Origin of the sequence: Chitinophaga sp. (genome assembly GCF_017745275.1) — a bacterium.
GTDB lineage: Bacteria > Bacteroidota > Bacteroidia > Chitinophagales > Chitinophagaceae > Chitinophaga.
Map to the genome: position 1 here is coordinate 798,988 of NZ_JAGHZS010000007.1, position 24,155 is coordinate 823,142.

At 44.9% G+C, this 24,155-nt stretch carries 17 protein-coding genes; 11 read left to right on the forward strand and 6 right to left on the reverse strand.

Translation table 11 applies throughout. From position 1 onward, the window contains the following. Window positions 1–24: 24 nt before the first annotated feature. The 9 genes from J7623_RS22835 to J7623_RS22875 all read left to right on the forward strand — a co-directional run bounded on the left by J7623_RS22835 (window position 25) and on the right by J7623_RS22875 (window position 11,196). Window positions 25–1,911, forward strand: a complete 1,887-nt coding sequence (locus J7623_RS22835) for a RagB/SusD family nutrient uptake outer membrane protein (protein WP_291924743.1) — start codon at window positions 25–27, stop codon at window positions 1,909–1,911. A 24-nt stretch (window positions 1,912–1,935) separates the two neighbouring features. Beyond that, window positions 1,936–3,126, forward strand: coding sequence for a DUF5000 domain-containing lipoprotein (locus tag J7623_RS22840; protein ID WP_291924745.1), 1,191 nt, complete (start codon window positions 1,936–1,938; stop codon window positions 3,124–3,126). 24 nt (window positions 3,127–3,150) lie between these two features. Then, window positions 3,151–3,831: a DUF4998 domain-containing protein gene (locus J7623_RS22845; RefSeq protein ID WP_291924746.1), complete on the forward strand. Its 681-nt coding sequence runs from the start codon at window positions 3,151–3,153 to the stop codon at window positions 3,829–3,831. Between the two features lie 70 nt (window positions 3,832–3,901). Next, window positions 3,902–5,926 (forward strand): beta-N-acetylhexosaminidase, encoded by a 2,025-nt coding sequence (locus tag J7623_RS22850; protein ID WP_291924748.1) that lies wholly within the window; start codon window positions 3,902–3,904, stop codon window positions 5,924–5,926. A gap of 21 nt (window positions 5,927–5,947) precedes the next feature. Beyond that, window positions 5,948–6,091 carry a hypothetical protein gene (locus J7623_RS22855; protein WP_291924750.1) on the forward strand — a complete coding sequence of 48 codons (144 nt, stop codon included), beginning with the start codon at window positions 5,948–5,950 and terminating at the stop codon, window positions 6,089–6,091. A gap of 23 nt (window positions 6,092–6,114) precedes the next feature. Beyond that, complete coding sequence (locus J7623_RS22860) at window positions 6,115–8,871, forward strand: alpha-L-rhamnosidase (RefSeq protein ID WP_291924751.1); 2,757 nt, start codon at window positions 6,115–6,117, stop codon at window positions 8,869–8,871. A gap of 84 nt (window positions 8,872–8,955) precedes the next feature. After that, entirely contained in the window at window positions 8,956–9,684 is a 729-nt protein-coding gene (locus J7623_RS22865) for a carbon-nitrogen hydrolase family protein (protein ID WP_291924753.1), read from the forward strand. 1 nt (window position 9,685) lies between these two features. Then, entirely contained in the window at window positions 9,686–9,868 is a 183-nt protein-coding gene (locus J7623_RS22870) for a hypothetical protein (protein ID WP_291924755.1), read from the forward strand. 122 nt (window positions 9,869–9,990) lie between these two features. Beyond that, the gene (locus tag J7623_RS22875) at window positions 9,991–11,196 is read left to right on the forward strand and encodes a crosslink repair DNA glycosylase YcaQ family protein (RefSeq protein ID WP_291924756.1); all 1,206 of its coding nucleotides are present in this window, start codon (window positions 9,991–9,993) and stop codon (window positions 11,194–11,196) included. A 235-nt stretch (window positions 11,197–11,431) separates the two neighbouring features. Here J7623_RS22875 and J7623_RS22880 read toward each other — a convergent pair whose 3' ends face one another. After that, complete coding sequence (locus J7623_RS22880; RefSeq protein ID WP_291924758.1) at window positions 11,432–11,707, reverse strand: carbonic anhydrase; 276 nt, start codon at window positions 11,705–11,707, stop codon at window positions 11,432–11,434. A gap of 783 nt (window positions 11,708–12,490) precedes the next feature. On the opposite strand from J7623_RS22880, the gene J7623_RS22885 reads away from it, so the two are divergent. After that, window positions 12,491–13,069 carry a hypothetical protein gene (locus J7623_RS22885; RefSeq protein WP_291924760.1) on the forward strand — a complete coding sequence of 193 codons (579 nt, stop codon included), beginning with the start codon at window positions 12,491–12,493 and terminating at the stop codon, window positions 13,067–13,069. Window positions 13,070–13,302: 233 nt separating this feature from the next. On the opposite strand, the gene J7623_RS22890 is transcribed toward J7623_RS22885, so the two are convergent. Further along, on the reverse strand, window positions 13,303–13,893 hold the full coding sequence (locus J7623_RS22890; protein WP_291924762.1) for a Crp/Fnr family transcriptional regulator: 591 nt from the start codon (window positions 13,891–13,893) through the stop codon (window positions 13,303–13,305). A 111-nt stretch (window positions 13,894–14,004) separates the two neighbouring features. Here J7623_RS22890 and J7623_RS22895 point away from each other — a divergent pair, with 111 nt between their 5' ends. After that, the gene (locus tag J7623_RS22895; protein WP_291924763.1) at window positions 14,005–14,859 is read left to right on the forward strand and encodes an NAD(P)H-binding protein; all 855 of its coding nucleotides are present in this window, start codon (window positions 14,005–14,007) and stop codon (window positions 14,857–14,859) included. Window positions 14,860–15,232: 373 nt separating this feature from the next. Here the strand turns inward: J7623_RS22895 and J7623_RS22900 are convergent, their stop codons facing one another. The 4 genes from J7623_RS22900 to J7623_RS22915 all read right to left on the reverse strand — a co-directional run bounded on the left by J7623_RS22900 (window position 15,233) and on the right by J7623_RS22915 (window position 24,154). Next, window positions 15,233–16,309 (reverse strand): sterol desaturase family protein, encoded by a 1,077-nt coding sequence (locus J7623_RS22900; RefSeq protein WP_291924765.1) that lies wholly within the window; start codon window positions 16,307–16,309, stop codon window positions 15,233–15,235. A gap of 206 nt (window positions 16,310–16,515) precedes the next feature. Next, a complete protein-coding gene (locus tag J7623_RS22905; protein WP_291924767.1) occupies window positions 16,516–18,009 on the reverse strand; it encodes a SusD/RagB family nutrient-binding outer membrane lipoprotein in 1,494 nt (497 codons plus the stop codon). Between the two features lie 18 nt (window positions 18,010–18,027). After that, window positions 18,028–21,246 (reverse strand): SusC/RagA family TonB-linked outer membrane protein, encoded by a 3,219-nt coding sequence (locus J7623_RS22910; RefSeq protein ID WP_291924769.1) that lies wholly within the window; start codon window positions 21,244–21,246, stop codon window positions 18,028–18,030. 1,297 nt (window positions 21,247–22,543) lie between these two features. Beyond that, on the reverse strand, window positions 22,544–24,154 hold the full coding sequence (locus tag J7623_RS22915; protein ID WP_291924771.1) for a DNA-directed RNA polymerase subunit alpha C-terminal domain-containing protein: 1,611 nt from the start codon (window positions 24,152–24,154) through the stop codon (window positions 22,544–22,546). Between the last annotated feature and the right edge of the window lies 1 nt (window position 24,155).

Below are 24,155 nucleotides of genomic sequence, written 5' to 3' on the forward strand. Positions count from 1 at the left end.
TAAACTGATAAAATAAATTTTACCATGAAAGATAGTGGAATTAAAAGGGCTTGCTTATGGCTGATCTTATGCCTGTGCTGCTCCTGCTCTAAATTCCTGGACGTGGTACCCGATAATGTGGCCACCCTGGACAATGCTTTTACTTCCCGCATTCAGGCCAAGAAGTACCTGTTTACCTGCTATTCGTATCTCCCCAGGAATGGTGACTTCGACAACGACCCTGCCATGGTGGGTGGCGATGAATTGTGGAGGTTTGCTACAGAGGGCGGATATTTTAGTATCGCACAGGGATATCAGAATGTAGTATCGCCCATTGGGGACCGTTGGGCCTATTATTTCAGGGCGCTGCGTGATTGTAATATCTTCCTGGAAAATGTTGGCCGGGTGCCTGACCTGAGGGAACCGGAAAAACGCAGGTGGATTGCCGAAGCACAATTCCTGAAAGCATACTATAACTTCTGTCTCGTAACAATGTATGGCCCCATCCCACTTTTAAAAACCAATGTGCCGGTAAATGCAGAAGGTCACGAAATAAACAAGGGACGTGCACCCGTGGATTCCTGCTTCGCTTACATGGTGTCATTACTCGATGCAGCGATCGGTGATCTGCCACCTACCATCATTGACCCTGCCAATGAACTGGGACGTGTAACGCAGCCTATTGCCCTGGCCATAAAAGCAAAAGTATTAGTGTATGCTGCCAGCCCCCTGTTCAACGGTAATGCTGATGAAGGCGGCATCAAAGGCCAGGAAGGGGTACAACTTTTCAACACCGTTTTCTCAAAAACAAAATGGGACTCCGCCGCGGCTGCCTGTAAACGCGCCATAGATGCCTGTCACCAGGCTGGCATGCACCTTTATAAATACCACCCTGATTTCCAACAGTACCAGCTTACTGATACCATCACCACACAACTAAGTATCAGGAATGCTTTCTGTGAAAGATGGAATAGCGGCATTATCTGGGCCAATACACTCACCAATTCTTCCAATCTCCAGTGGCTGATCTCCACTCCCTGGGATCCCGGCAATGCCGACATCACCTGGATCCGCGGATGGCTATCACCTCCACTGCATATCGCCGAAATGTTTTATAGCAACCATGGCGTCCCTATTTCGGAAGATAAAACTTACGACTACAACCATCGCTATACATTGAAGACGGCTGGCGACAGCGACGCCCTCTATATACGAAAAGACTATACCTCGGCTTACCTGAACTTCAACAGGGAACCGCGGTTCTATGCCGACCTGGGATTTGATGGCGGCATCATGTATGGCCAGGGAAGATATGACGACAGCAGACCTGGCGATCTCTTTTACCTGCGGGCTAAACACCATGAACAAAATGGCGGCGGTAAGCCCAACTTTGGTACGGTGACCGGCTACTACCTGAAAAAACCCATTCACTTCCAGAACGTCATCGGCACCGGGAACGATTATTCCGTTACCTATTATCCCTGGCCTATTATGCGGCTGTCTGCTTTATACCTGATGTATGCTGAAGCGTTGAACGAAGCCAACGGACCAGCAGCCGAAGCACTGCAATACCTGGATATGGTGAGAGACGCAGCAGGACTAAAATCAGTAGCCTCCTCCTGGAGCACTTACTCTAATAACCCCGCAAAACATACCACCCAGCGGGGTTTGAGAGACATCATCCACCAGGAAACACTCATAGAACTGGCGTTCGAAGGCCAGCGTTTCTGGGATCTGCGTCGCTGGAAAGAAGCGCAAACAGTACTGAACCGGCCCATTAAAGGCTGGGATGTTAGCCAGGAGCTGGCAGCCACTTATTACAGGCCCAAAAATATTTTCAGTCAGCAGTTCGGACTAAAGAATTATTTCTGGCCTATCAGCGAAAATTCTCTTTCCATCGACAGAAGTTTAGTGCAAAACATCGGTTGGTAAATCCATTGCTTCAAAATCATTTGTATGAAATCATTGCAACATATCGTCCTCGTCTTCATTTTCCTGCTCTGGTGCCTCTCCTGTAAAAAAGACGGCCGGATCGAATACTCAGATCCCAATGCACCGGCGCCGGCGCAGATAAACGATGTACGGGTAACTGCCGTGCCAGGTGGCGCGGTAATTACTTACAAGCTGCCAACAGATCCACACCTGTCTTATGTAAAAGCAGTATATGAAACAAGGCCGGGCAACATACGGGAAACCAAAGCCTCCTATTTTACAGATACCCTCCATCTGGCAGGCTTTGGCGATACCCTCACACATAAAGTGCAGCTCATCAGCGTTGGCAGGAATGAAAAAGCATCCGCACCGGTAGAGATATCTGTAAAACCCTTGCGGGCTCCGGTACTCACCACCTTTGCCTCGCTGCAAATGGCGGCTACTTTCGGCGGCATACAGATCTCTTTCCAGAATGAAGCGAAAGATAACCTCGCCATTACCGTGATGCTCGACTCCACCGGGCAAAATACCTGGACCACCATCAACACCTTCTATACTGCCGCTCCTTCCGGTAATTTCTCCGTCAGGGGATTCGATACCACCGCCAGAAGATTCGCCGTATTTGTAAGAGACCGGTGGAATAATAAATCAGATACGCTGATCAAACCACTGAAACCCATATACGAAGTGTCTATTCCGAAAAATACCTGGAATTTACTGAAGCTGCCTACCGATACCTGGCAACCCTACTTCAACCTGACCATCGATCACCTGTGGGATAACAGGATAGACTGGTACGACAACGTATTTGCCTCTACCAATGCTTCTACCATACCACAGTGGTTTACCATTGATATCGGGAAAAAAGTGATACTCAGCCGGATCATTGAACACCAGTTCAGGTATGATCATCTTTATGCCGCCGGCGCGGTGAAGCGGTTTGAACTATGGGGCACCAATAATCCCAGCCCCGACGGTAGCTGGACAAACTGGGAACTGCTGGGCACCTTTAATTCGTTTAAGCCCTCCGGCTTACCGATGGGCAACAACTCAGCGGAAGACATGAATTACGCCTGGTTTCATGGAGAAGATTTCACCTTCGATCATTTGCTTCCGGCAGTACGGTATATCCGTTTCAAAACACTCGAAGCATATGATTCGCCAACGGCTATTGTTATCGCGGAAATTGATCTATGGGGACAAATCGTACCCTGATTCCGAAAATTTAAAACCATCAAAATGGAAAAAACATCTCACTATATTCCCATGTTATGCCTGGCGTTGCTGGCATTAACTGCCTGCAAAAAAATGGATAGCACTTATAAGAAATTTGTGGTGCCGGATGGGATCTTCTATACCGGGAAAGCCAATCAGCCACAGGTACATTCCGGTCGTAACCGGGCGAAGATCACGTGGCTGAGAAATGCAGACCCCAGCGTGGTGACCGCAAAAATTTTCTGGAACAACTATACAGATTCTATCAGTGTCACCGTTCCGCCAGCCGGAGATACTATCAGTTGTATCATCCCTGATCTTCCGGAAAAAACTTATTCCTTTATCATCAAAACTTATGATGGCCAGGGGCACTCGTCCGTGCCCACAGAAGTATTTGGAACAAGCTACGGAGAGATCTACCAGTCTGGTCTCCTTCCCCGTGTGGTGCTGGGAACTGTGCTTTATCCTGATTCAGTGGTGATCACGTGGAGCAGCGCGGATATCTCCAATGGCGCCATTGCCACCGAGCTAAAATATACCGATGTTCAGAATGCTGAACAGATAAACAGCTTCCCGGTAAGCAGGAATACCTCGACCATCAGGTACCTGAAGCCCGGTACCAGCTTCAGGTACCGTACCGTTTTTCTACCTGATTCCATGAGCATAGATACCTTTTATACTGATTATGTTACCGGTACACCATAGGAATTTTTAGGGAGATAGATAACGCATGTGGTCTTCATGCACCAATCCATTCAACATTAAAATATTTTAAGTGAAACAGTATACCAGGAAATCATCTTACCTTATTCCAACTCTTATTTTGTTGCTGTCAGTTTTTGGCCAGACACAGGCCCAACAACAACCTGCACTCCTACCACTGCCGCAATCGGTAACATGGACGGCGGAACAGTTTTCGCTGGGCAAATGCCGGGAGATAGTGGCCGCTGAAGATTCCCTGGTCGCACAGGCCCGCACGCTGGCAAAGGTACTGGCGGTACATGGTGTGAAGGCACCTGTAAAGTCTGCCGCCAGCGGCGATTACACCATTCAGCTACAGTTGAACCAGGTACCCGCTGCTTATTTACCAGAAGAAGCTTATCATTTAACCGTAACTGAAAAACGTGTAGTCGTTTCCGCTAATACCCCTCATGGTATTTTCAATGGGCTGCAAACCTTATATCAGCTCATCACTACACGTCATACCCTGCAGGGTTGCAACATCACAGATTATCCTGCCTACCGGTGGAGAGGTTATATGGTAGATGTGGGCCGGAACTTCCAGTCTGTTGCACAATTGAAGCAGCAGATCGATATCATGGCACGCTACAAAATGAATATTTTCCACTTTCACCTGACTGAAGACGTAGCCTGGAGATTGCAGGTGACCGGGCATCCGGAGCTTACTGCCCCGGAAACCATGACCAGGAATAAAGGACAGTTTTATTCCATTGCCGACGTGAAAGAACTGGTTCAATATTGTAAAGACCGTTTTATCATCCTGGTACCGGAAATCGATATTCCAGGCCATAGTGCCGCTTTCCGAAGGGCTACCGGAGAAGATATGCAGCATACTAAAGGAAGCCGGATTATCGCCGAAGTGATGGATGAAGTGGCCGGCACCTACGATATTCCGTTTATTCATATGGGAGCCGATGAAGTAGATATCACCAACAAAAATTTATTGCCGCACATAGCGGAAATTATTCACCGCCATGGTAAAGAAGTAATTACCTGGGCGCCGGGTGGAGATCCCGGCAGCACCATCCGGCAAATTTGGCGGGACGAGAAGATCGGTAATCCATCTATAAAATATATCGATTCCCGTTCTCTTTACCTCAGCGACCTGGATCCGGAAAATAGTGTGGTGACAATTTTCAACCGGCAGATAGGTGAACGTACACGGGGAGATGAAAGCATACTGGGCGCGGAGATCTGCCTGTGGAGCGACCGTCGCGCTGCCCGGGAAACAGACCTGCTCTCGATGACGCCCGTATATCCGTCGATGTTAGCCTTTGCAGAACGCAGCTGGCGCGGTGGCGGATATCCCGGGGTACTGTTTTATATTGGGGAAGACAGTGCGCAAAGGGCGAAAGACTTTGCTGCATTTGAAGCGCGACTGCTGGCTCATAAGCATCAGTACTTTTCACAGCTACCGTTCCAGTACGTAAAACAAACCGGGATACATTGGAAACTATTTGGCCCATTTGAAAATAAAGGAGTGCTAACCACTGCTTTCTGGCCGGAAGAAAAACAGTCCTCGCTAGCCGATTCAGCAGCCACGTTGCGGGTGACCGGCGGCACCATCTGGCTTTGGCATACCCATTCCTTTATGGGCACCACTGCGTGGTTGTCAGCCCCTAAAGAAAATACTACCTGGTATGCATACACCCGTTTCTGGAGCAATAGTGATACGACGCTAACCCTGTTTACTGAATTGAAAGATCTTTCCAGGTCTGGTGCAGATGCCACTCCACCGGCAGGAGAATGGGATTATATGAAGAGCCGTATATGGCTGAATAATACATTGATTCCACCACCCGTATGGGCGCTACCAGGGCGGGAAGCGGGGCGACTGGAAGACCCGCTGGTAGATGAAGGCTTCTACTACCGCCCACCTGCCGCCGTAAAGGTAAAGAAAGGCTGGAACAGTGTACTGGTGAAACTTCCCCTCAGCAGTTTTGACCCGATGAAAGACTGGCAACAACCACCCAAGCTGATGTATACAGTGATACCCGTACATCGCGAAAAGGGCATTAACTGGTATGAAAACAATACCCGGTTCCATCCCGGGAAATAAGCACATAAAACCAGGTTTACTATGAAACTTTACACCCGTTTAAAACAACATATCGTATACGCCTTAACGTTATTTCTCACCTTAACGGATCTACGGAGAGAACCTTTCAGACCATTGTTGTGGCGCCGCCGGGAAAACGAAATGCCATCAGCCGGGTTGTTTTAGAAAATAAAAAGTAACGAGCATCCATGTTAAGATATATACTGGCAGTAGTATGCCTTCTCTTTGTAAACCATGTGAATGCTACCGGGAAAGACAGTACCCGTGTAGTTCAGTTGAAATGCGAATATCAAAAAGACCCGTTGGGAATAACCAATGCCAACCCCTATTTATCATGGGAACTGGTGTCCGCCGCACGCGGCGTCCTGCAAACGGCCTGGCAGGTGCTGGTGTCAGACGATCCGGATCTGCTGCAGAAAAACACAGGTAATATCTGGGATTCCCGGCGTCAACCGGGGGAACAGTCGATACAGGTTCCTTTCTCCGGGCAACCGCTGTTGCCCGCCAAAACCTATTACTGGAAAGTCAGGGTATGGGATAACAAAGGACAAACCTCTGCCTGGAGTGAACCGGCAACGTGGAAAATGGGGCTGCGTGATTCCCCTGATTGGCACCATGCCGCCTGGATTGCATTTGAAGAGCTGGCGGGAGATAATCAACAACAACGTACTGCCAATGCCAAAAGCCGGAACATATTGCCGCTGTTACGAAAAGCATTTTCTGTGCAAAAACCGCTGAAGCAGGCCACCATGTATATCTCGGGGCTGGGCCAGTTTGAGCTGAGCTTGAATGGCCACAAAGTAGGTGATCATTTCCTGGATCCCGGCTGGACACAATACAATAAAGAGGCGCTCTATGTCACGTTCGACCTCACTAAACAAATCAATCCTGGTAGCAACGTGCTGGGTGTAATGCTGGGAAACGGATTTTATCATATCCCCAAAGAACGTTACCGCAAACTGGAAGGCGCTTTCGGATATCCTAAGCTGATATGCCGGCTACTATTGGAATATGAAGATGGCAGCCATGAAAACATTGTCAGTGATTCCAGCTGGAAAACGGCACCGGGGCCGGTAGTTTACTCCAGCATTTATGGCGGTGAAGACTACAACGCGGGGCTGGAGCAGGCCGGTTGGGATCAACAGCTGTTCAACGATAGCTCCTGGAAAGCAGCCATCGTGGTAAAGGGTCCCGCCAATCTGCAAAGCCAGCAGGCAGATCCCCTAAAGGTAATGGATACACTAAAACCGGTAAAAGTGTATCAACCGCGTCCTGGCGTGTGGGTATACGACCTTGGCCAGAATGCGTCCGGAATTCCGGCTATTGCTGTCACCGGCAGCAAAGGTAGCACCGTGAAAATAACGCCCGGAGAACTGGTGGCGGAAGATGGCTCCGTCACACAACAAGCCTCCGGTGGCCCCTGCCTGTACCAATACACGCTGAAAGGAGAAGGTGCTGAACAATGGCATCCGCTATTTTCGTACTATGGTTTCCGTTATCTCCAGGTGGAAGGAGCTGTACCTGCCGGCGAAAGTAACCCTTCACACTTACCGGAAGTACAGGCCATTGCAGGATGGCATACCCGTAATGCAGCAGCCACTGCAGGCAATTTCAGCTGTTCTTATGACTTATTCAACAGGATCTTCCGGTTAATCAACTGGGCCGTGAAAAGCAATATGGCCAGTGTATTCACCGACTGTCCGCACCGCGAAAAACTAGGTTGGCTCGAAGAAGCACACCTGATGGGAAATGCCATCTCCTATAACTTCGACATTGCCAGGCTGCTCCGCAAAATAACAACCGACATGCGGGAGGCCCAGCTTCCCAATGGAATGGTTCCTGATATTGCGCCGGAATATGTGGAATTCGTTGGCGGTTTCCGCGATGCACCTGAATTTGGGAGCGCCGCAGTCATTGTACCCTGGAATGCCTGGCGGTGGTACAACGATAAACAAATGCTCCGCGACAACTACCACATGATGCAGCGATATGTCGGGTACCTGGCAAGCAAATCAGTCAATGATACCATCTGCTTCGGACTCGGCGACTGGTTCGACATTGGCCCCAACGGTGTGGGAGAATCGCAGAATACGCCCAAGGGAAACACCGCTACAGCATTCTACTACTACGACCTGAGCATCCTTGCCAAAACCGCCGCCGTGCTGGGGTATAATGACGATGTTCGTCGCTACGAGGCGCAAATGGCCAGGGTGAAAGTGGCTTTCAATAAATTCTTCTACGATAAAACCACCAAACAATATATCAGTGGCAGCCAGGCAGCCAATGCCTTACCGGTTTACATAGGATTGGTACCATCACCGGATAAAGCCGCTGTGGTCAACCATATTGTTACAGATATACAACAGCATAATAATAGTATCACCGTTGGAGAAATCAGCCACTCCTTCCTGTTACGTGTACTACAGGCAGCCGGCAAATCCGATCTCATTTACCAGGTGAATGCACGCACCGATGTACCCGGGTACGGCTACCAGCTGGAACATGGCGCCACCGCACTAACAGAGTCCTGGCAGGCTTATCGTAATGTATCCAACAACCACCTGATGCTGGGGCACCTGATGGAATGGTTTTACAATACTATAGCAGGAATAGACCAGGCAGAAAGCAGCAATGCCTTTAAGCAGCTTATCATACACCCCCGGCCTGTTGGCGGCATTACCTTTGCAAAAGCAAGCTACCAGTCGCTCTACGGAGTGATCAGGAGTGAATGGAAACAACAGGACGGCGTATTTGAGCTTACTACGGAGATCCCCGGGAATACCACAGCAACAGTTTATTTACCTGCGGCTTCTGCTGGCAGTGTGTTTGTTGATGGCAAGCCGGTGAAGCAGGTGAAAGATGTACACTTTGTGAGGAAAGAAGGGACAGAGGTGGTATATAGCGTTGGGTCGGGGGTGTATCATTTTAGGGTTACCGTCAACTAAAAAAGCAGTGTAAAATCGCGTACTTTTACCAGTATCTTATCAGCAAGATGCTGAAAGTAATAGTACAAACAGAAACATTGTTATATGAAAATAGCGGTAGTACAAATAAATCCTGAAAAGGGGGATATTCACTCAAACATCGCGCAACATATAAAGTACATTCAGGCCGCCACAGAAAATGAGGTGGGCCTGGTTTGCTTTCCTGAGCTTTCAATTACAGGGTATGAACCGGGGCTGGCTGATGAGCTCTCCACAAATCCTAATGATACAAGATTTGAGGTATTTCAGCAGCTAAGCGACCAAAACAATATGATTATTGGCATTGGCGCACCAATAGTCGCGGAAAAAGGCAATCAAATAGGCATGATTATTTTTCAGCCTTACCAACAAAGAATATGCTATTCCAAACAATTGCTGCATACAGATGAACTCCCCTTCTTTGTTAATGGTCACTATCAGGCCATCATAGAAAGAGAAGAATATAAAATCGCTCCGGCTATTTGTTATGAAAGCTTACAGGACGAACATGCTGACCGCTCAAACAAGCTTGGCGCCAACATTTACCTGGCTAGCGTTGCAAAATCTCAAAGAGGCGTTGATGCCGCCAAAGTACATTATCCGAAGATTGCGCAAAAATTTCGCATGCCTGTTTTAATGTCTAATTGTGTTGGCCCCGCTGATGACTTTATCGGTGCCGGGCATACAGCTGTTTGGAGTAAAGACGGTGTATTGCTGGAAAGTTTTAATGACAAAGCAACAGGGCTGATCATATTTGACGCAGATAATGACGCAACCGTAAAAATTGAATTTTAAAATGGAAACAACGATTACCAAAGATGAATTATGGAAACAAAAGTTTTATGATTGCCTGGCCATTGAATTTTCTGATCCCTGCTACTTTGAAGTTCATCATTTACTTGTAATCACCTTTATGCTGCAAACAGGTAGTTACAGCCCTGAATATTTTCCGGAGGCGGTTAAACTATCTTCCCCTTAGCAAACGGTTTCGTTGTGAATTTAAAACCAGGAAAAACATCCCGAAAAGAAGGTAATCTTTAAGAAAGAATCAATGACTCCGTTCCTACCCTATACTAAAATATTCCTTATTTTGCCTTCACTATGAAGCAACATATCGTCACCAGCTCACAGGCAAAAAAAATAATCCTTCATGCAGCAGGACTGGCCCAGCCGGCACAGTTCGGGGAAGGGATAGAGGCCGTCTACAAACTTATCGACCACCTCGGTTTTGTCCAGATAGATACCAACTATGTGGTAGAGCGGGCACACCACCACGCCATAGCTTCACGCGTACCAGGCTATACCCCCGAATGGATTGATGAATTACAAGCCGATGGCAGGATCTTTGAATTTTTCACCTACGGTACGGGATATATCCCTATGCACGACTTCCGCTTTTCACTCCCCCTGAAAGAAAGTTTTTTATCCAGGCGAAAAAATCTGACTCCAGCAGAGGTTAACCTGATGAACAAAGTGCGGGATAGAATTGTACGGGAAGGCCCGCTCATGGTAAAGGACTTTGAAAATGACCGTCCGGTGGCCAGCACAGGCTGGTGGGACTGGCGGCCGGCAAAGCTCGCCCTGGAAAGGCTCTTCCTCGACGGAAGCCTCATGTGCACCCGTCAGAAAAGCTTCCAGAAAGTATATGACCTCCCTATCAACCTGGTTCCTGATGACGTTGATACCTCCATGCCAACCCCGAAGGAATTTGCACGGCACGTTATACTACGCTCACTGCAATGCCTGGGGATCGCCTATGCGAAAGAAATATCCTGGCGCGCCCATTACGCAAAAAACAACCTGGTAAAAACAGAACTGGAAAAAATGGCGGATGAAGGTGAAATTTTGCGCGTTAGCATTGAAGGACTGAACACCGCCCCGCTCTATATGTTACCAATCTACAAAAACAAAAAAATAAAACTGAGCGAAGACGCCTTTATTCTTTCTCCTTTCGATATATTCAATGTCTTCAGGCATCGTTTAAAGAACTTCTTCAATTTCGACTACCAGATAGAATGCTTTGTTCCCCAGGCAAAAAGGGTTTACGGATACTTTTCATTGCCGGTACTGGTAGGCGATACCTTTGTTGCCAGGATGGATTCAAAAGCAGATCGCAAACATCGTGTACTAACCATCCACAACCTTCATTTTGAACCGCTGAAACTAACGCAGCCTGCCATCAGCAAGGTTACAAACGCTATTAAAACATTCGCAAGGTTCAATCAATGCCGGGAAGTTGATATTAAAAGATCAAATAATAAACAGGCCCTGAAAGCTATAAAAGACGGGCTACAAACACGATGGTAAGCTTCAAAACGGTCACATATGAAACTGGTCTTCCATGCAACCTGTTGCACGGTTTTGCGAGTCATTTTTGGCGCAGCTATTAGCTTCCTGGAATGCAGAACTACTTCTGCTATTATTCAACGGCAAATACAACTGCCGAATTAGCATTCGCTTTCAGCTCTATGAATGCCAGTGGTAGCAAACACCTATTCGCCCTTTGAAGAGACAACATCAAAAATTTATACGTCTAACTGATCTATTGTAAAAATTCTACTGCTCCTGTATGCAGATCATAATATCTGCCTATTATTTTAATCTCACCTTTTATCCTCCATTTCCTTTTTACTCCTGAAACCTTACAGCCGAATTCGAGACTTCCCAAAATATCCGTATTGGAAAAATTTCCTGCCACACGAGCCACAAAGATATCGCCAATGCCGCGATCAAATACGTCTTCCACTGGAATACGGCTGTCAAGACATGATAATACTACAGCTTTAGGAAATTGGCCTTCTGTAGCAGCTCTCACCATAGCAGAATGATCCCTGAGTGTTAAATTATTGCTTGTAAAATGCTTATTGCCTTCTTTTAATGCAATAATTACCTGATCTGGCCTGAACGCTTTTTGTTCGGATGCAGTCAGTACCTTTTCGCGAAGAATAGGTTGGTCTTTTTCCTGGTATAAATCATTTCTTCAACAAAGTAAAAAAAGTGAAATTCATTATTATTTAAGTAAATCAATATGGCCTATATTACAAATTGCCATCAAAATTAATTGTCATTTTAACATTTATTTTCGAAAAACAAAAAAATTTGTTGGGGCAAAAAAGTATTTAATATAGCCATACAATCTCCTGATGACCTTGCGGGAATAATTGGCAAATCAATCATTCCCGATTTCGAAGACCTCCTTTATGTGGCCGATAATACCCATCAATAAAAAGTGACGTCGATGACGAAGATGAAAACCTTCCAGGGAACATAGCCTATAGTAAAAGATTGGGCGATGATTCAGGAACCTGTCAGATAAATCCGATCCAACTTCCCGGATATTATTTATTGAGACGGCTTGTCAAAATACCCGATTGTCTTTATTAGTTTTATTTTGACTCATATCACTCTTTATTAGCAAGTCATTAACCTGTCCTATGAGTATATATACTTAAAACGTTGCACCCCAACAACATGCACCAAATTTCATCACTTCTCCCTAAAAATTCTTACCTTACAGCTTGTTACGAGCCCCCTATTCTCCCCGACTTTTCCTCCGTTGTCATTGACTTGTTTATTATTTAAAATCAGAAAAACAATTTTTATGAGAACGACTTACCTTTTCGTAGCTATTGCTTTTTTAGAAGCCTGCACTTCCGCCCCCAACAAATCAGCAACTGAAACCGTAAAAATGGCTGATTCCACACCTGCTAAACGGGAAATGCTGACGTACCCTTACAAAGCAGCATACTCTTCGGATTTTGAAATCGGCGATCCTAAAAATGCGCAAACAGTACTCGAATTATACAAAAACTGGGACGCCAACACTGTTGACAATTCAAAGAGCTCTTTCGCAGAAACTGACACCATGTATTTTTCCGATGGCAGTATGTTTGCCGGCAACAGAGATAGCCTCTTTGCTGTTGCGAATAAGATGAGAGGACAGATGGGCACCGTTGTTAATTCTATCCATGCGTGGTTACCGCTCAGAAGCAAGGATAAACAAGAAAATTGGGTAATAATATGGACCAGGGAGACATCAACAGACGCCAAAGGAAAAACGACCGCGAAGGAACTACAGGAAACATGGAGGCTTGATGAAAATGGGAAAATCAACTTACTGTATCAATACACGCAGCTTCCGCCCAAAATGATGGCATCATCACCAGCAAAAAAGAAATAGTATTTGTTTTTTATCAGGTTGGCAGTGCCACATTGATCAAACGCAATTTAGGGGGAGAAACGGAGCAACGGCTGTACGTTTTACCCGCCTGGCGCGAAGCCCATTTTATTCTAACAGTGAACGCGCAATCCAGGCCAGGGCTGCGCGTTCACAAAACGCGCCGGCAGTATTGTACCTGATGAAATATATTCTGCCCCAGTGAGCAATGCAGCGATTCTTCCGGAGTACGTATACTACCGGTTCTTGTTGCGCAATCTGCTCAGTGTTTCTTTGGTCATTCCGAGATAATTGGCAAGAATATGATAAGGAACACGCAAAAATAATTCGGATGAAGTTTTCATCAATTTATTATACCGTGTTTCAGGGGTTTCATAAAAAGAAGCTATTAAGCGCTCCATACTATAGCAGGCAACATTCTCAGCCAGGTGCCGCCCTATTTTTTGCCAGTTATAGCTACTGTCGAATAAACCCAACAACTTGTCGGCATCAATGCATGCAACCCTGGATCTTTCAACTGCAACGATCTCCGTTTCGGAAGGTAGCCCGGTCATGATGCTGAGGTAATTAGTTACAAAATCATTTTCAATGGCAAAATCAAATGTTCTTTCTTCACCATTATTTATTTTTATCCACCTGAAGCAGCCCTGAAGAACAAAACCAACCGTTTTACAACGCCTGCCTGCTTGCTGGTAAACGTCTTTCTTATCAAATTCCTTCACTGTAAGCATTTGGCTAAACGACAACCATTCACTTTCGCTCAAAACCGCTAACTGGTTTAATTGATTATACAGGGCTTTATAATCTGAGTTTTGTTGTGCAATCATATAGTTCTTAAAAATAAATTTTTAATGCCAGGTCATAGGTGAATTTGTTGATTAGGATCATCGCTCCCGAAGAAAATGCATTTTAGCTTTGTCATACAAAATTAAAGAATTATGAATACGAAAGGAAACATAGCTATAACGAGTGCCAATAGTGTAACTGCAAAGATCCTGATCCCTGAATTAAATGCCAGAGGTTATCATACAATTGGATTAGTCAGGACCGAAGCTTCTATTGGAACATCCGAAATCGTTACAAACTGGATGGAATCGGATATTGCAAAGCAGGCACTGGCCAATGCAGATATCATTATCCACTTAACAGGAGAAATAAACACTAAAAAAGAAACGTCTTATATTCAGGCCAATCTCACCAGTACTCAAATCGTCGCGCAGGCAGCAGCATCGCCCAAAGTGAAGCGTGTTATATTTTTAAGCTATCCAGGAGCAAACGCAAGGCATAAGAACTGGTACCTCCGTTATAAAGGGATGGCAGAAGAAGTACTTGAAAAAACCGGGAAGGCGGTAATATTCCGATGCCCATTTATTGTTGATTCGCCCCATGAGCCATCAAGGATCGATGTGTTGTTTATGCCGCAGCATAATAAACCTGTTCAGGTTATTGGCTCGGGCCAGGAAAAAATGCACCCGGTTTATCGTGGTGACGTAGCCGATGCAGTGCTGTCTTCACTTGTTAAGGGAGAGCCGGGAACCTATGAATTATCCGGTTGCGAGGAGATGACCACTACCGAATTTATATACCTGGTCAATAAAAATAACCATACAAAGATCCGTTACACGCCTGGCTGGCTGGCCAGGTTGCTTAGTCCTTTTATAAAAGGATTGTCACCAACTTTCGTGGATGTTTTATTGAACCATACCAATAGCACGTTTATTCCCGATACTTACCGGCAGTTTGATATTAATCCTACCTCGCTGGTAAAGCTTTGGAGAGAGTGTCGCAGATGAATTTTTAAAAGTAATACCTAAACCAGGAAAACTACTCAATGCCTGCTAAAACGGCGTAAATAGGGCTTCAAACCAATACACCGAGAAACTATATGTACTTAAAATCAATGTCGTAAATTAGTATTGACAAGTCAACCCGAATAAAACTAAGTAAACAGGAATCGCGATTTCGCACTTTGATAGACTACCAAATAGACCAAAGCAACAAAGCCCGCGACTAGCGCGAGCTTTGTAATCTTCCAGTGATCCCCCTTGGGAGTAGCACCTATCTTCGTAACGTTTTGCAGAATGGGTGTTTGATAGTGGTGAGCGTTTATTGCTAACCTGATTATGTATAACCGTTATTGTCAAGAATTAACAAAAACAGGAAAAATTAAACTACCACCGGGGCAGCTTTAGGCGGAGTAACCGGCAACGGTGCCGCTACTTCATCTCCTACCATAGGTCCATCTGCTGCCAGCTCACTACCCTCCTTCTTTGATTTAAAAATTGGCCACAACAGCTGTGCATACCATTCTTCCTCTTTGTAATGCTTTAAGCCGTAGGCTTTCGGATACTGCCGGGTGATAATACCGGTTCCAAAAATAAGGTCCCAGATAAAAAACATGTTCCCAAAATTCCCTTTATAGTACCCTACGCCGTCATCTGTGGAATCAGCATGGTGGGCATGGTGGGTAGCAGGAGTAGATATGAGCCGTTCCATTACCCAGCCAATGGGCTTCAACCACTTGACGGTATAAAATGGTTTATCCCATTTGATACTGCTATGTGCACCAGTTGTGATCAGGGATTTGATCCCTCCAACAAAGAGTGCAGGATACCCCAAACCAAGGTAGGTAAGCGCCACCGTCAGGTATATCTGGGAAAAGAAAGCAGTATAAATAATATTCTGCCTGCTGGCCATGGCCATTCCCATATAGGGCGCAGAATGGTGCGTACGGTGAAAACGCCACAGGAGCGGCAACTGGTGATGCAAACGATGATACCAGTATTGGGTCAGATCGTCGGCTACTGCCATGATGGCAAATCCCCACCAGAAAGGTACCCAGGCAAATGCATCCTTGGCCTGCGGTAACACCCAGGGCAACAGCTGCAACCCGAAATAAGCAATCATAGGTCTTAATATCACTCTGGGAAGAATAAAACATACCACATCAAGTATTCGCTCATTCTTCGTCCATTTATTTTCATATAATCCTACGGAAAATTCTACCACGCCTACCCCTGCCATTATAGCCGGCAGGCCCCATGTTTTCAGGTTCTGAAATACGCTCTCCAGGATTGCCGGCATACGAAAAGACGGCTGCGTTGTTACGCTTGTTAACCATGGCCGGGTTCCACTAAAATAAAAGGAAAGCAACATCAGAGCAATAGGTAATACATATAGCAGCAGGCTCACCAACGAATCTCGCAGGATGACGGATGTACTTGTTTTTGCAGGTGCTGTCATAATAAAATGTTTTAGATGATATGTTATTTGTTTAACAGGTTAAATACAATCCAAATAGCGCCGGATATTACTATCAGCGGTATCAGAAAAATAATAATGCCGATAGCAATCTTCTTTGTTATCAATACAATATCTGCCAGTGTCATAAATTATTTTTTAAATGGATTAAGGATGTGCATGTGATATTAATTGTGTTGGTCACTAGACTATTTGTCCCACCAAAGTACCGGTGTCTGATAACCGGACCCCGCGGGTGTATGCGTATTCAGTGATACTTCATTTTGCGGATAAGGAATCCGGCGGGGAATCTTACCTTCCGGGTTGGCCACGCTTGTAGCGTTTTTGGCCAATGGCAACGCAGGGAAACCGGTACGGCGGTAATCACTCCAGGCCTCGGGTTGCAGGAACAGGGCTATATACTTCTGCGTAATAAGGGTATTGAGGTCAGCGGTCAACTCACCCTTTAAGGTAGTCTTTGCCGTTATATATGCCTGTTGCTTTTCTGGTGTGGCATAGGGATCGGCACTATTGCTGATCACCTTGGTTAAAGACGCTCTGATAGCCGCTTCCAACGATGTTTTCACCAATGGGTCGGCCGGACTAATCCGCCAACGGGCTTCCGCTTCCAGAAACTTTGCTTCGGAAAAGCTGCTAAGGATCACCGGACTGGTAGCGGTTCCATAGTAACTGCCAATAACGGAGAAGGCTCCAGGTACGCCTGCTGCACTCCCCCTGTAAGTAGCGCTGCCCACGGGATAAGGCGTGGCAAAATAGGCCCGGCGGGGATCTACCAGTGGTCCTTCCGGCTTGGTAGGATCGTCTGTTACGGCGTTGCCATTCAACAGATTCACAAAAGAAGCACCCAATCCAATCCAGCCCGGGCGATTACTATTCTGTTGATAAAATGGATTGGCGTTAGTAGTAGACGCACCAAACACCACCTGGGCATCAGCAGAATTATCGGCTATACCACGATACCTGCTGCCATCATACAAAGCCGCCAGCACCTGTTGTGCGGCATCGCTGCTGTTTATTTTTGAGAGATGAATGGCATACCGAGCCTTTAATGTATAGGCAAACGATTTCCAGCGGTCTATGTTCCCACCAAAGATAACGTCGTCGGAAGCCGGCAAAGCGCCCTTGTTATTAGTGGCGGGCACACTTAATTCCAACAACGCTGAATCCAGCTGCACCTGCAAATCCTTATAAATATCTTCCTGTTTATCATATGCGGGATTGGTAATATTATTCCCATATAAAGATTCCTTATAAGGGATATCTCCAAAAAGATCGGTCAGCGTACCATAACTGTAGACACTCAGTACTCGTGCAATACCGCTGTAGTAAGGCAATTGCTGTTGTGCTGCATTGGTCTTCACAATCTTCAGTTCATTCAGTACATCCCCATAAAACCCTTTCCATGTACTATTAAAATACTGGCTGGAAGTAGTATAGTTATCGAATGAGGCGGCGTCTCCGTTAGCGCCGGATACCTGCTGTATGTATATGTTGGCAATAAGCCCCGCATTCACACCCACATTGAATCCCAGAGCAACCTCCGCCCCGGTCAATACAGCACTGATAGATACATCTGTAGATGCATTGGGGTTTACATTGGTTTCCTGCAGGGAGCAGGCTACCGGTAATGTGATGATGCCAGCGCCAACGATTATACGATTAAAATATTGATAGACTTTCATACTAGTAGATTGAGGCGATTAAAAAGAAACGTTCAGCGCAATACCATAGCTCTTGGTATTGGGGGTAGTCCAGAAGTCGATGCCAGCGGCATTCGACAAACCATTACGACTGCCCAGGTCGGGATCGCTGCCGGTGTAGTTAGTACTCAACAGGAAATTCCTGGCCGTAAGCGTTACGCTGGCAGCCTGTATATGCACTGACTTTAAAAGCTGCTGTGGTAAGGCATAGGTAAAGTTGACATCTTTCAGTTTTACCCAATACAGGTTATGTTCAACATACAGTCCCTGTATGTTGAAAGTGTTGCGATACCAGACTTGCGACAATACAGCAGTAATGGTATCAGGTTCGCCTTTGGAAGCGGTGACACCATCAAACACTGTTTGAGTCCCCCTGTTTACCGTAGAAGCATCTACGCCATTAAATACCATCTGCAGATGGGGCGCATTGAAAATATCGAACCCGAAACGGCCATCCAACAGGAAAGAGAAGCTAAAAGCACGGTACCTGAACTCATTACGCAACCCTACGTTAAAGTCGGGATTGGGGTCGCCGATTTTGGTAAATGTTGTATTGACTACCGGATATCCATAGTTAGCACTGCCGTGATTATCATCAATCACTGGTTTACCTGCTGCATTGCGTTTTACATCAATGCCATAGAATACACCATAGGGCTGACCAGCCTGGCCACGGGCTTCCATCCATATACCGCCCAGACTCACGCTGGAAATATTGTCGGTGATATAATTTACACGACTGATATTCTTATTGAACAAAGCGGTGGCGGTCCAGCTAAATTGCTGGCTATTAATAACCCGTTGCTGTAAGGTAGCTTCCAGTCCCCTATTTACAATATTACCGGCATTGGTAAGCGTATAGGCGGCACCAGTAGAATACGGCAGGGTAACCGGGATAATCTGATCTTTACTGGTATTGTGATAGTATACTACTTCCAGCTGTGTTTTGTCGCGAAAAAAATGCAGATCAAGCCCTGTTTCCCAGGTGCTGATGCGTTCCGGCTTCAGGTTGGGATTACCGATAGTGGCGCTATAGCTCAAGCCCTGCTTACCGTTGAATGGAAAGCTGATAGCACTTTGTATCCATCCGCTGGTAGTGGTAGGTACGTAATAGGTTTCCAGGGAGTAGGGATCTGCATCGTTACCTACCTGTGCATAGGTGGCGCGTATCTTTCCAAAGTTCAGGAAGCTGCGGCTCCAATGCAACGCGTCTGTAAAAATAAAGCTGGCGCTGGTGCTGGGATAAAAGAAAGCATTCTTTCCTTTGGCGAGTGTAGAAGTCCACTCATTTCTACCCGTTAGCTCCAGGTATAGCCAGCGTTTAAAATCCAGCTTCAGATCGGCATAGCCGGCCACCAATTTTTTACGGATCGTCTGGTTAAAGGTTTGGGTTGCAGCTGCATTAGAAATATTAAAGTTCCCCGGAATAGTTAATCCATCGCCACGTGTATTGACCTGATTCTTCCAGGAGTTATAATAGTTGTAACCCGCTACTGCCGTCAGCTGGAGGTTTTTGTTCAATTTCTTTTCCGCTATCAGCAATACATCCAGGTTATTATCTCTCCGACTGTAATTCACATCATTGATAGTACCGGTAGACACACCGGAAGTTCCCCGGCTGAAGGCGCCTTTACGTACGTCGGTATAATTATCGATGCCATATCGCACTGTACCTTTCAACCAGCTGGTGATATCAAGATTGGCTTCAGCGAAAGTAATAAAGCGGTTCACCTCATCCGATTGCGGGTTCATATTCAGCGACCAATAGGGGTTATCCCAGCCAATACCATTGGCATAAGAGCGGCTGTCACCCCATGGCTTAGCCGTGGTTGGCGGCAGTTTATACGCTTCCGGATGTTTCCAGGCATCGGAGTAGCCATTGGTAATATCGAAGTTGGAAGGCGTATTTATCAATGCCCGTATTACATTGGTATTAAAGCCACCCATGAGTGCCCGGTTATCTGCACCATCTTTGATATAGTTAACACCACCGGAAAGTTTCAACCGGCTGCTCACATTATAGTCCCCGTTAAACCGGAATGTTTGCCGATAAAAGTCGGTGGTAGGAATGATACCAGTTTGTTTGAGGTTGCCATAAGAAAAATAATATCCTGCATTTCCCGTATTGCCGTAAAAGCTGATATTATGATCATTCGTATAGCCATTCACGAAAAAGCGATCGATATTACCGTACCTATTCACGGGGATGCCGTTGGATGCAGGATCACTTTTACCGACAATGGTGCCATTCCTGTCAAAGTTGCTGGGAATATTGCTGTAAGTAAGCGTATCCAGCAAAGCCCCCCAGTTTTCATCGGAGCCGGTGGTACCTGGTTTTACATATTGTCCTCCAATGCCGTTGGAGAAACTGGTCTGGCGTGGTTGTAAACGGCGATTGATTTTATCTACCGTAAAGGATCCACTGTAGCTTACGCCGAAGGTTTTATCACTTAGTGAACTACCTCTTTTGGTGTTGATCACCACAGCGCCATTTGCCGCCCTTATACCATATAAGGCTGCGGCAGCCGGTCCTTTTAATACGGTTAAACTGGCAATATCAGCACTGTTGATATCGATAGCCCGGTTGGAGGGAGTAGCCAGCGATACACTGTTGGAAATTGGAAGAATATCCTGGATGGAGTTATCTATTGGCATACCATCAAGAATGAACAGGGGCGCATTACTTCCCAGCAGGGAGCTGTTGCCTCGTATTTTTATGGTAGATGAACCACCAGGAGAACCACCGGAATTGTTGATCTGCACGCCGGCAATTTTTCCACCAATCGCCGCTACTACATTGGGCTCCCGACTGTCTTTCAAGACAGCGCCCTTTAATTCACCCACGCTATATCCCAGCGAGCGGGTAGCGCTTTTAATACCCACCGCAGTCACTACCACCTCTGATAGTGACTGCTGCTGCTCCAGTTTAATGAGCTGATGGAGGTTATCTTTAGTCACTACGATTTCCTGTGGTTGATAACCAATAAAGGTGACTAACAAAGTTTGTGGCAACTGGGTAATGCTCAGTTGATAATTGCCGGTGGCATCAGTGAGTGTCCCTACTTTTCCGTTCTTCACGCGAATGGATGCACCTGGTAGTGCTTCTTCCGTTTTATGATCAATCACTTTTCCTTTAAGAATAATGGGCGCCTGTGCAATTATGGTTGCTGGCAGTGACAGGAACGCGCACAACATCACTTGTCGTAAATATGTTAGCATAAAAAATTGATTGATAATGGAGAGATATGGCAAAACAGATCCTAATAACAGTATAAACCGTCATCTAAATAACTGAATGCAGTATTTCGGAAATACCTGGAAGGTGTTTAGCAGCAACAACAACAGCCAACAGACAGTAAACTGCCAGTATGCGGTGCTCTCTTTCTACTGTTGTTCAATAGCTGATCCATGGTTGAAAATGTTTAAAAAATAGTGGTCTGGGCTACTTCCGGGAAGTAACATTTACGCATAAATTATTTGCTCGCTTTGTGTGGTGGAACAAAGACTTTTTGCCAGGATACCGGCGTTTGGTGGTGGTAAATTCTTATTAGTCTACTAAAACTATAGACAAATATACAAAGGCTTTTCAAAAACGCAAATCTTTGCGTAAAAATTTTGTTTGGGACTTTTACTGCGCTTTAGAAACATGATAAAAAATCTTGTCAAACAGCTTTCCTTTTGGTGATAATGGTGACGGTCTGAAAGGAGTTTTTTCCTTTTATTGAAATAATTATTTGAATAAAAATCCAGGAACTTTCTGAAGACAGTGAAGATTTTGTAGCATACAAAGACTTTGAAAAATGTGTATTTCGTAGAGCAAAAGCTTTCTTTGAACCCACGGGAAGTCGATGGAATGGTAATAATTACCGGTAAAGTTAGAGATCGCAATAAAATTGAAGGGGAAACACAATTTGAAACGAATCTCTTTTAGACTGGCAATAGAGAGCTTATTTCTACGCCAAAATTTCCGACAGCAATAGCCTCAGATCTTTGGATGTGGCGAAAGTATAGCACTTTGAAACTTCATTCTGATTACTTCTATATCAAGGCATATATTGGGGCTTTTGATACGCCGGCTATCTATAAATTTTTTAAAGTTTCAAAAAGGGAATTGTCCATTTGGAAAATGCGGAAGAAATTCTAATAGCAGAAGAAGAAATAAGAGCATGGAAGGCAACTTTATAAGTATGTGATTGCTAAAATCAAATCTCACTTGTCTATATTTGATCCCAACTGTAAGTCATTATATTTTCACGTAAAATATAGTGCTTTCTTTGTAAGACAAGTCAACCCGAATAAAACTAAGTAGCCACAAAACGCAAATCCGCACTTTGATAGACTAACAAATAGACCAAAAACAAAAACCCGCGCAGCGCGCAGGTTTCAAGTTTCTTCAGTGATCCTTATGGTACAAAACTCGAACCTTTTACTTTCCGATCTTCAACTACTAGCGAAACTTTAAATATCAATCCGGGTTAAAAATCAGGGCACTCCAACTCCGCTTTTGGTCTAATAGTCATCCGTTTAAGTATTCATAAACGGCCGCAGTAGCAGCACTCTTTACCAATCTCGCCCTTTTATCACCTACATAATACGCTGTCTTTAAATACGCTTCAGTTGCGTTAAGAATATCTCGTACTGTATTTATATTAATTCTTCGAAGCGAATCTTTTATCCAATTTGTTAAATCTAAAACATCAATGTTCTTGCTAAGCTCTTTTTCTAGTATTTCAGTAGTATCATTTTCTACAAAGTTTGGTATCTGATCGGTTAGCGGAGAAAAATGGGAATTAGACATCCCAAACTCAGTCATTCTCTTTGGTGTAATATTTCGTGCAACCGGTAGAGAACTACTAGCAGGCGTTGCTTCCTGTCCAAATAAACATCCCAAATTTACAAGATATCTCGTGCCTACCTCTGACATTGAAGACTTAATACCTTTGCCATGTTCCTGTATAATACCTGTGTATTCTAATAATCTCAATGCTTCCTTAACAGTCTGAGGAATATCTTTATGTATCCATATAAAACAAGTTGTTTGTTTGTCGCTTGTTAGATAGTTAATATTTTTCCTCTGCAGCTCTGGTAACACAAAACCTTCTATAAAAGATCTGCCCCAATCTATTAGCCCTTTTTGTCCAGGATACTTCTCGCTCAGGTTAGAATGTTCCGCTAACAATTCAACCTTATAGAATTCCCTAATTACTTCATTTATCTGTGATGAGTTCAATTTGGGAGCTCTTCCAATTGTTTTAAGAAGAAAGCGAGGATTACCCGACGCAGCGTAACAAAGTATCTCGAAATTATTCCGATTACGCGAAATCTCACTCAATAATTTACTATCGGAATCAGCTTGCTTCTCAACAATTTCTCTCATCTTCTCAATATATTCGGATGAAAGGATATCTCGATTTATATTAATAAAGGTTGCATCTTGAGAATACTGGAATACTTCACCATAGGATGTAACCCCCGGATAAACAGCGGCATTACAAGATATGTATGGGGAACGTAAATCTCTGAACAATGTAAAAAATTGACGTTGCTGTTCTGGTCTAAAAATATGGGCCGCCTCATCAATAAGGAGATTAATTCGTTTCAGTCCCAAATCTTCACAAATTTCCTGAATAGCGTCCCTTAAATTATCTACACTTGGAATATCCTGTGTTTCAATATCGGTTGTGGGATTTTTCCAAGACTCCTCATACCGTTTAGCGGCTTGCTCTATTTTCAAGATATCTTCATTATATGCCCCGCCACTAAGAACATTTATTGATTGTGGAACACTTGCCAATAACCCTTTCCGTCTAAGCTGACGAATTATTTTAGAACATATCAAAGCAAGCATCCAATGAGTAAACTGTTGTTTATCATTCGAATGAATTAAGGAACTCTTAGTGAATGTTATATAAACAGGTAATATGCCTGTTTTCTGAAACTCCTGATGCATTTCCTCATCTGCAACTTTCATCAAAAACGACTTCCCCACACCACGGCTGCCAACTAATATAATAGGAGTTATGGATTTTAGTTTTTCAATCACATCTCTATCTTGACTTGTTTCGACAAATAAATCAAGGATTTCTTCATTTGGAATATCTTCAGTTCTAAAAAGCAACTCTGACATA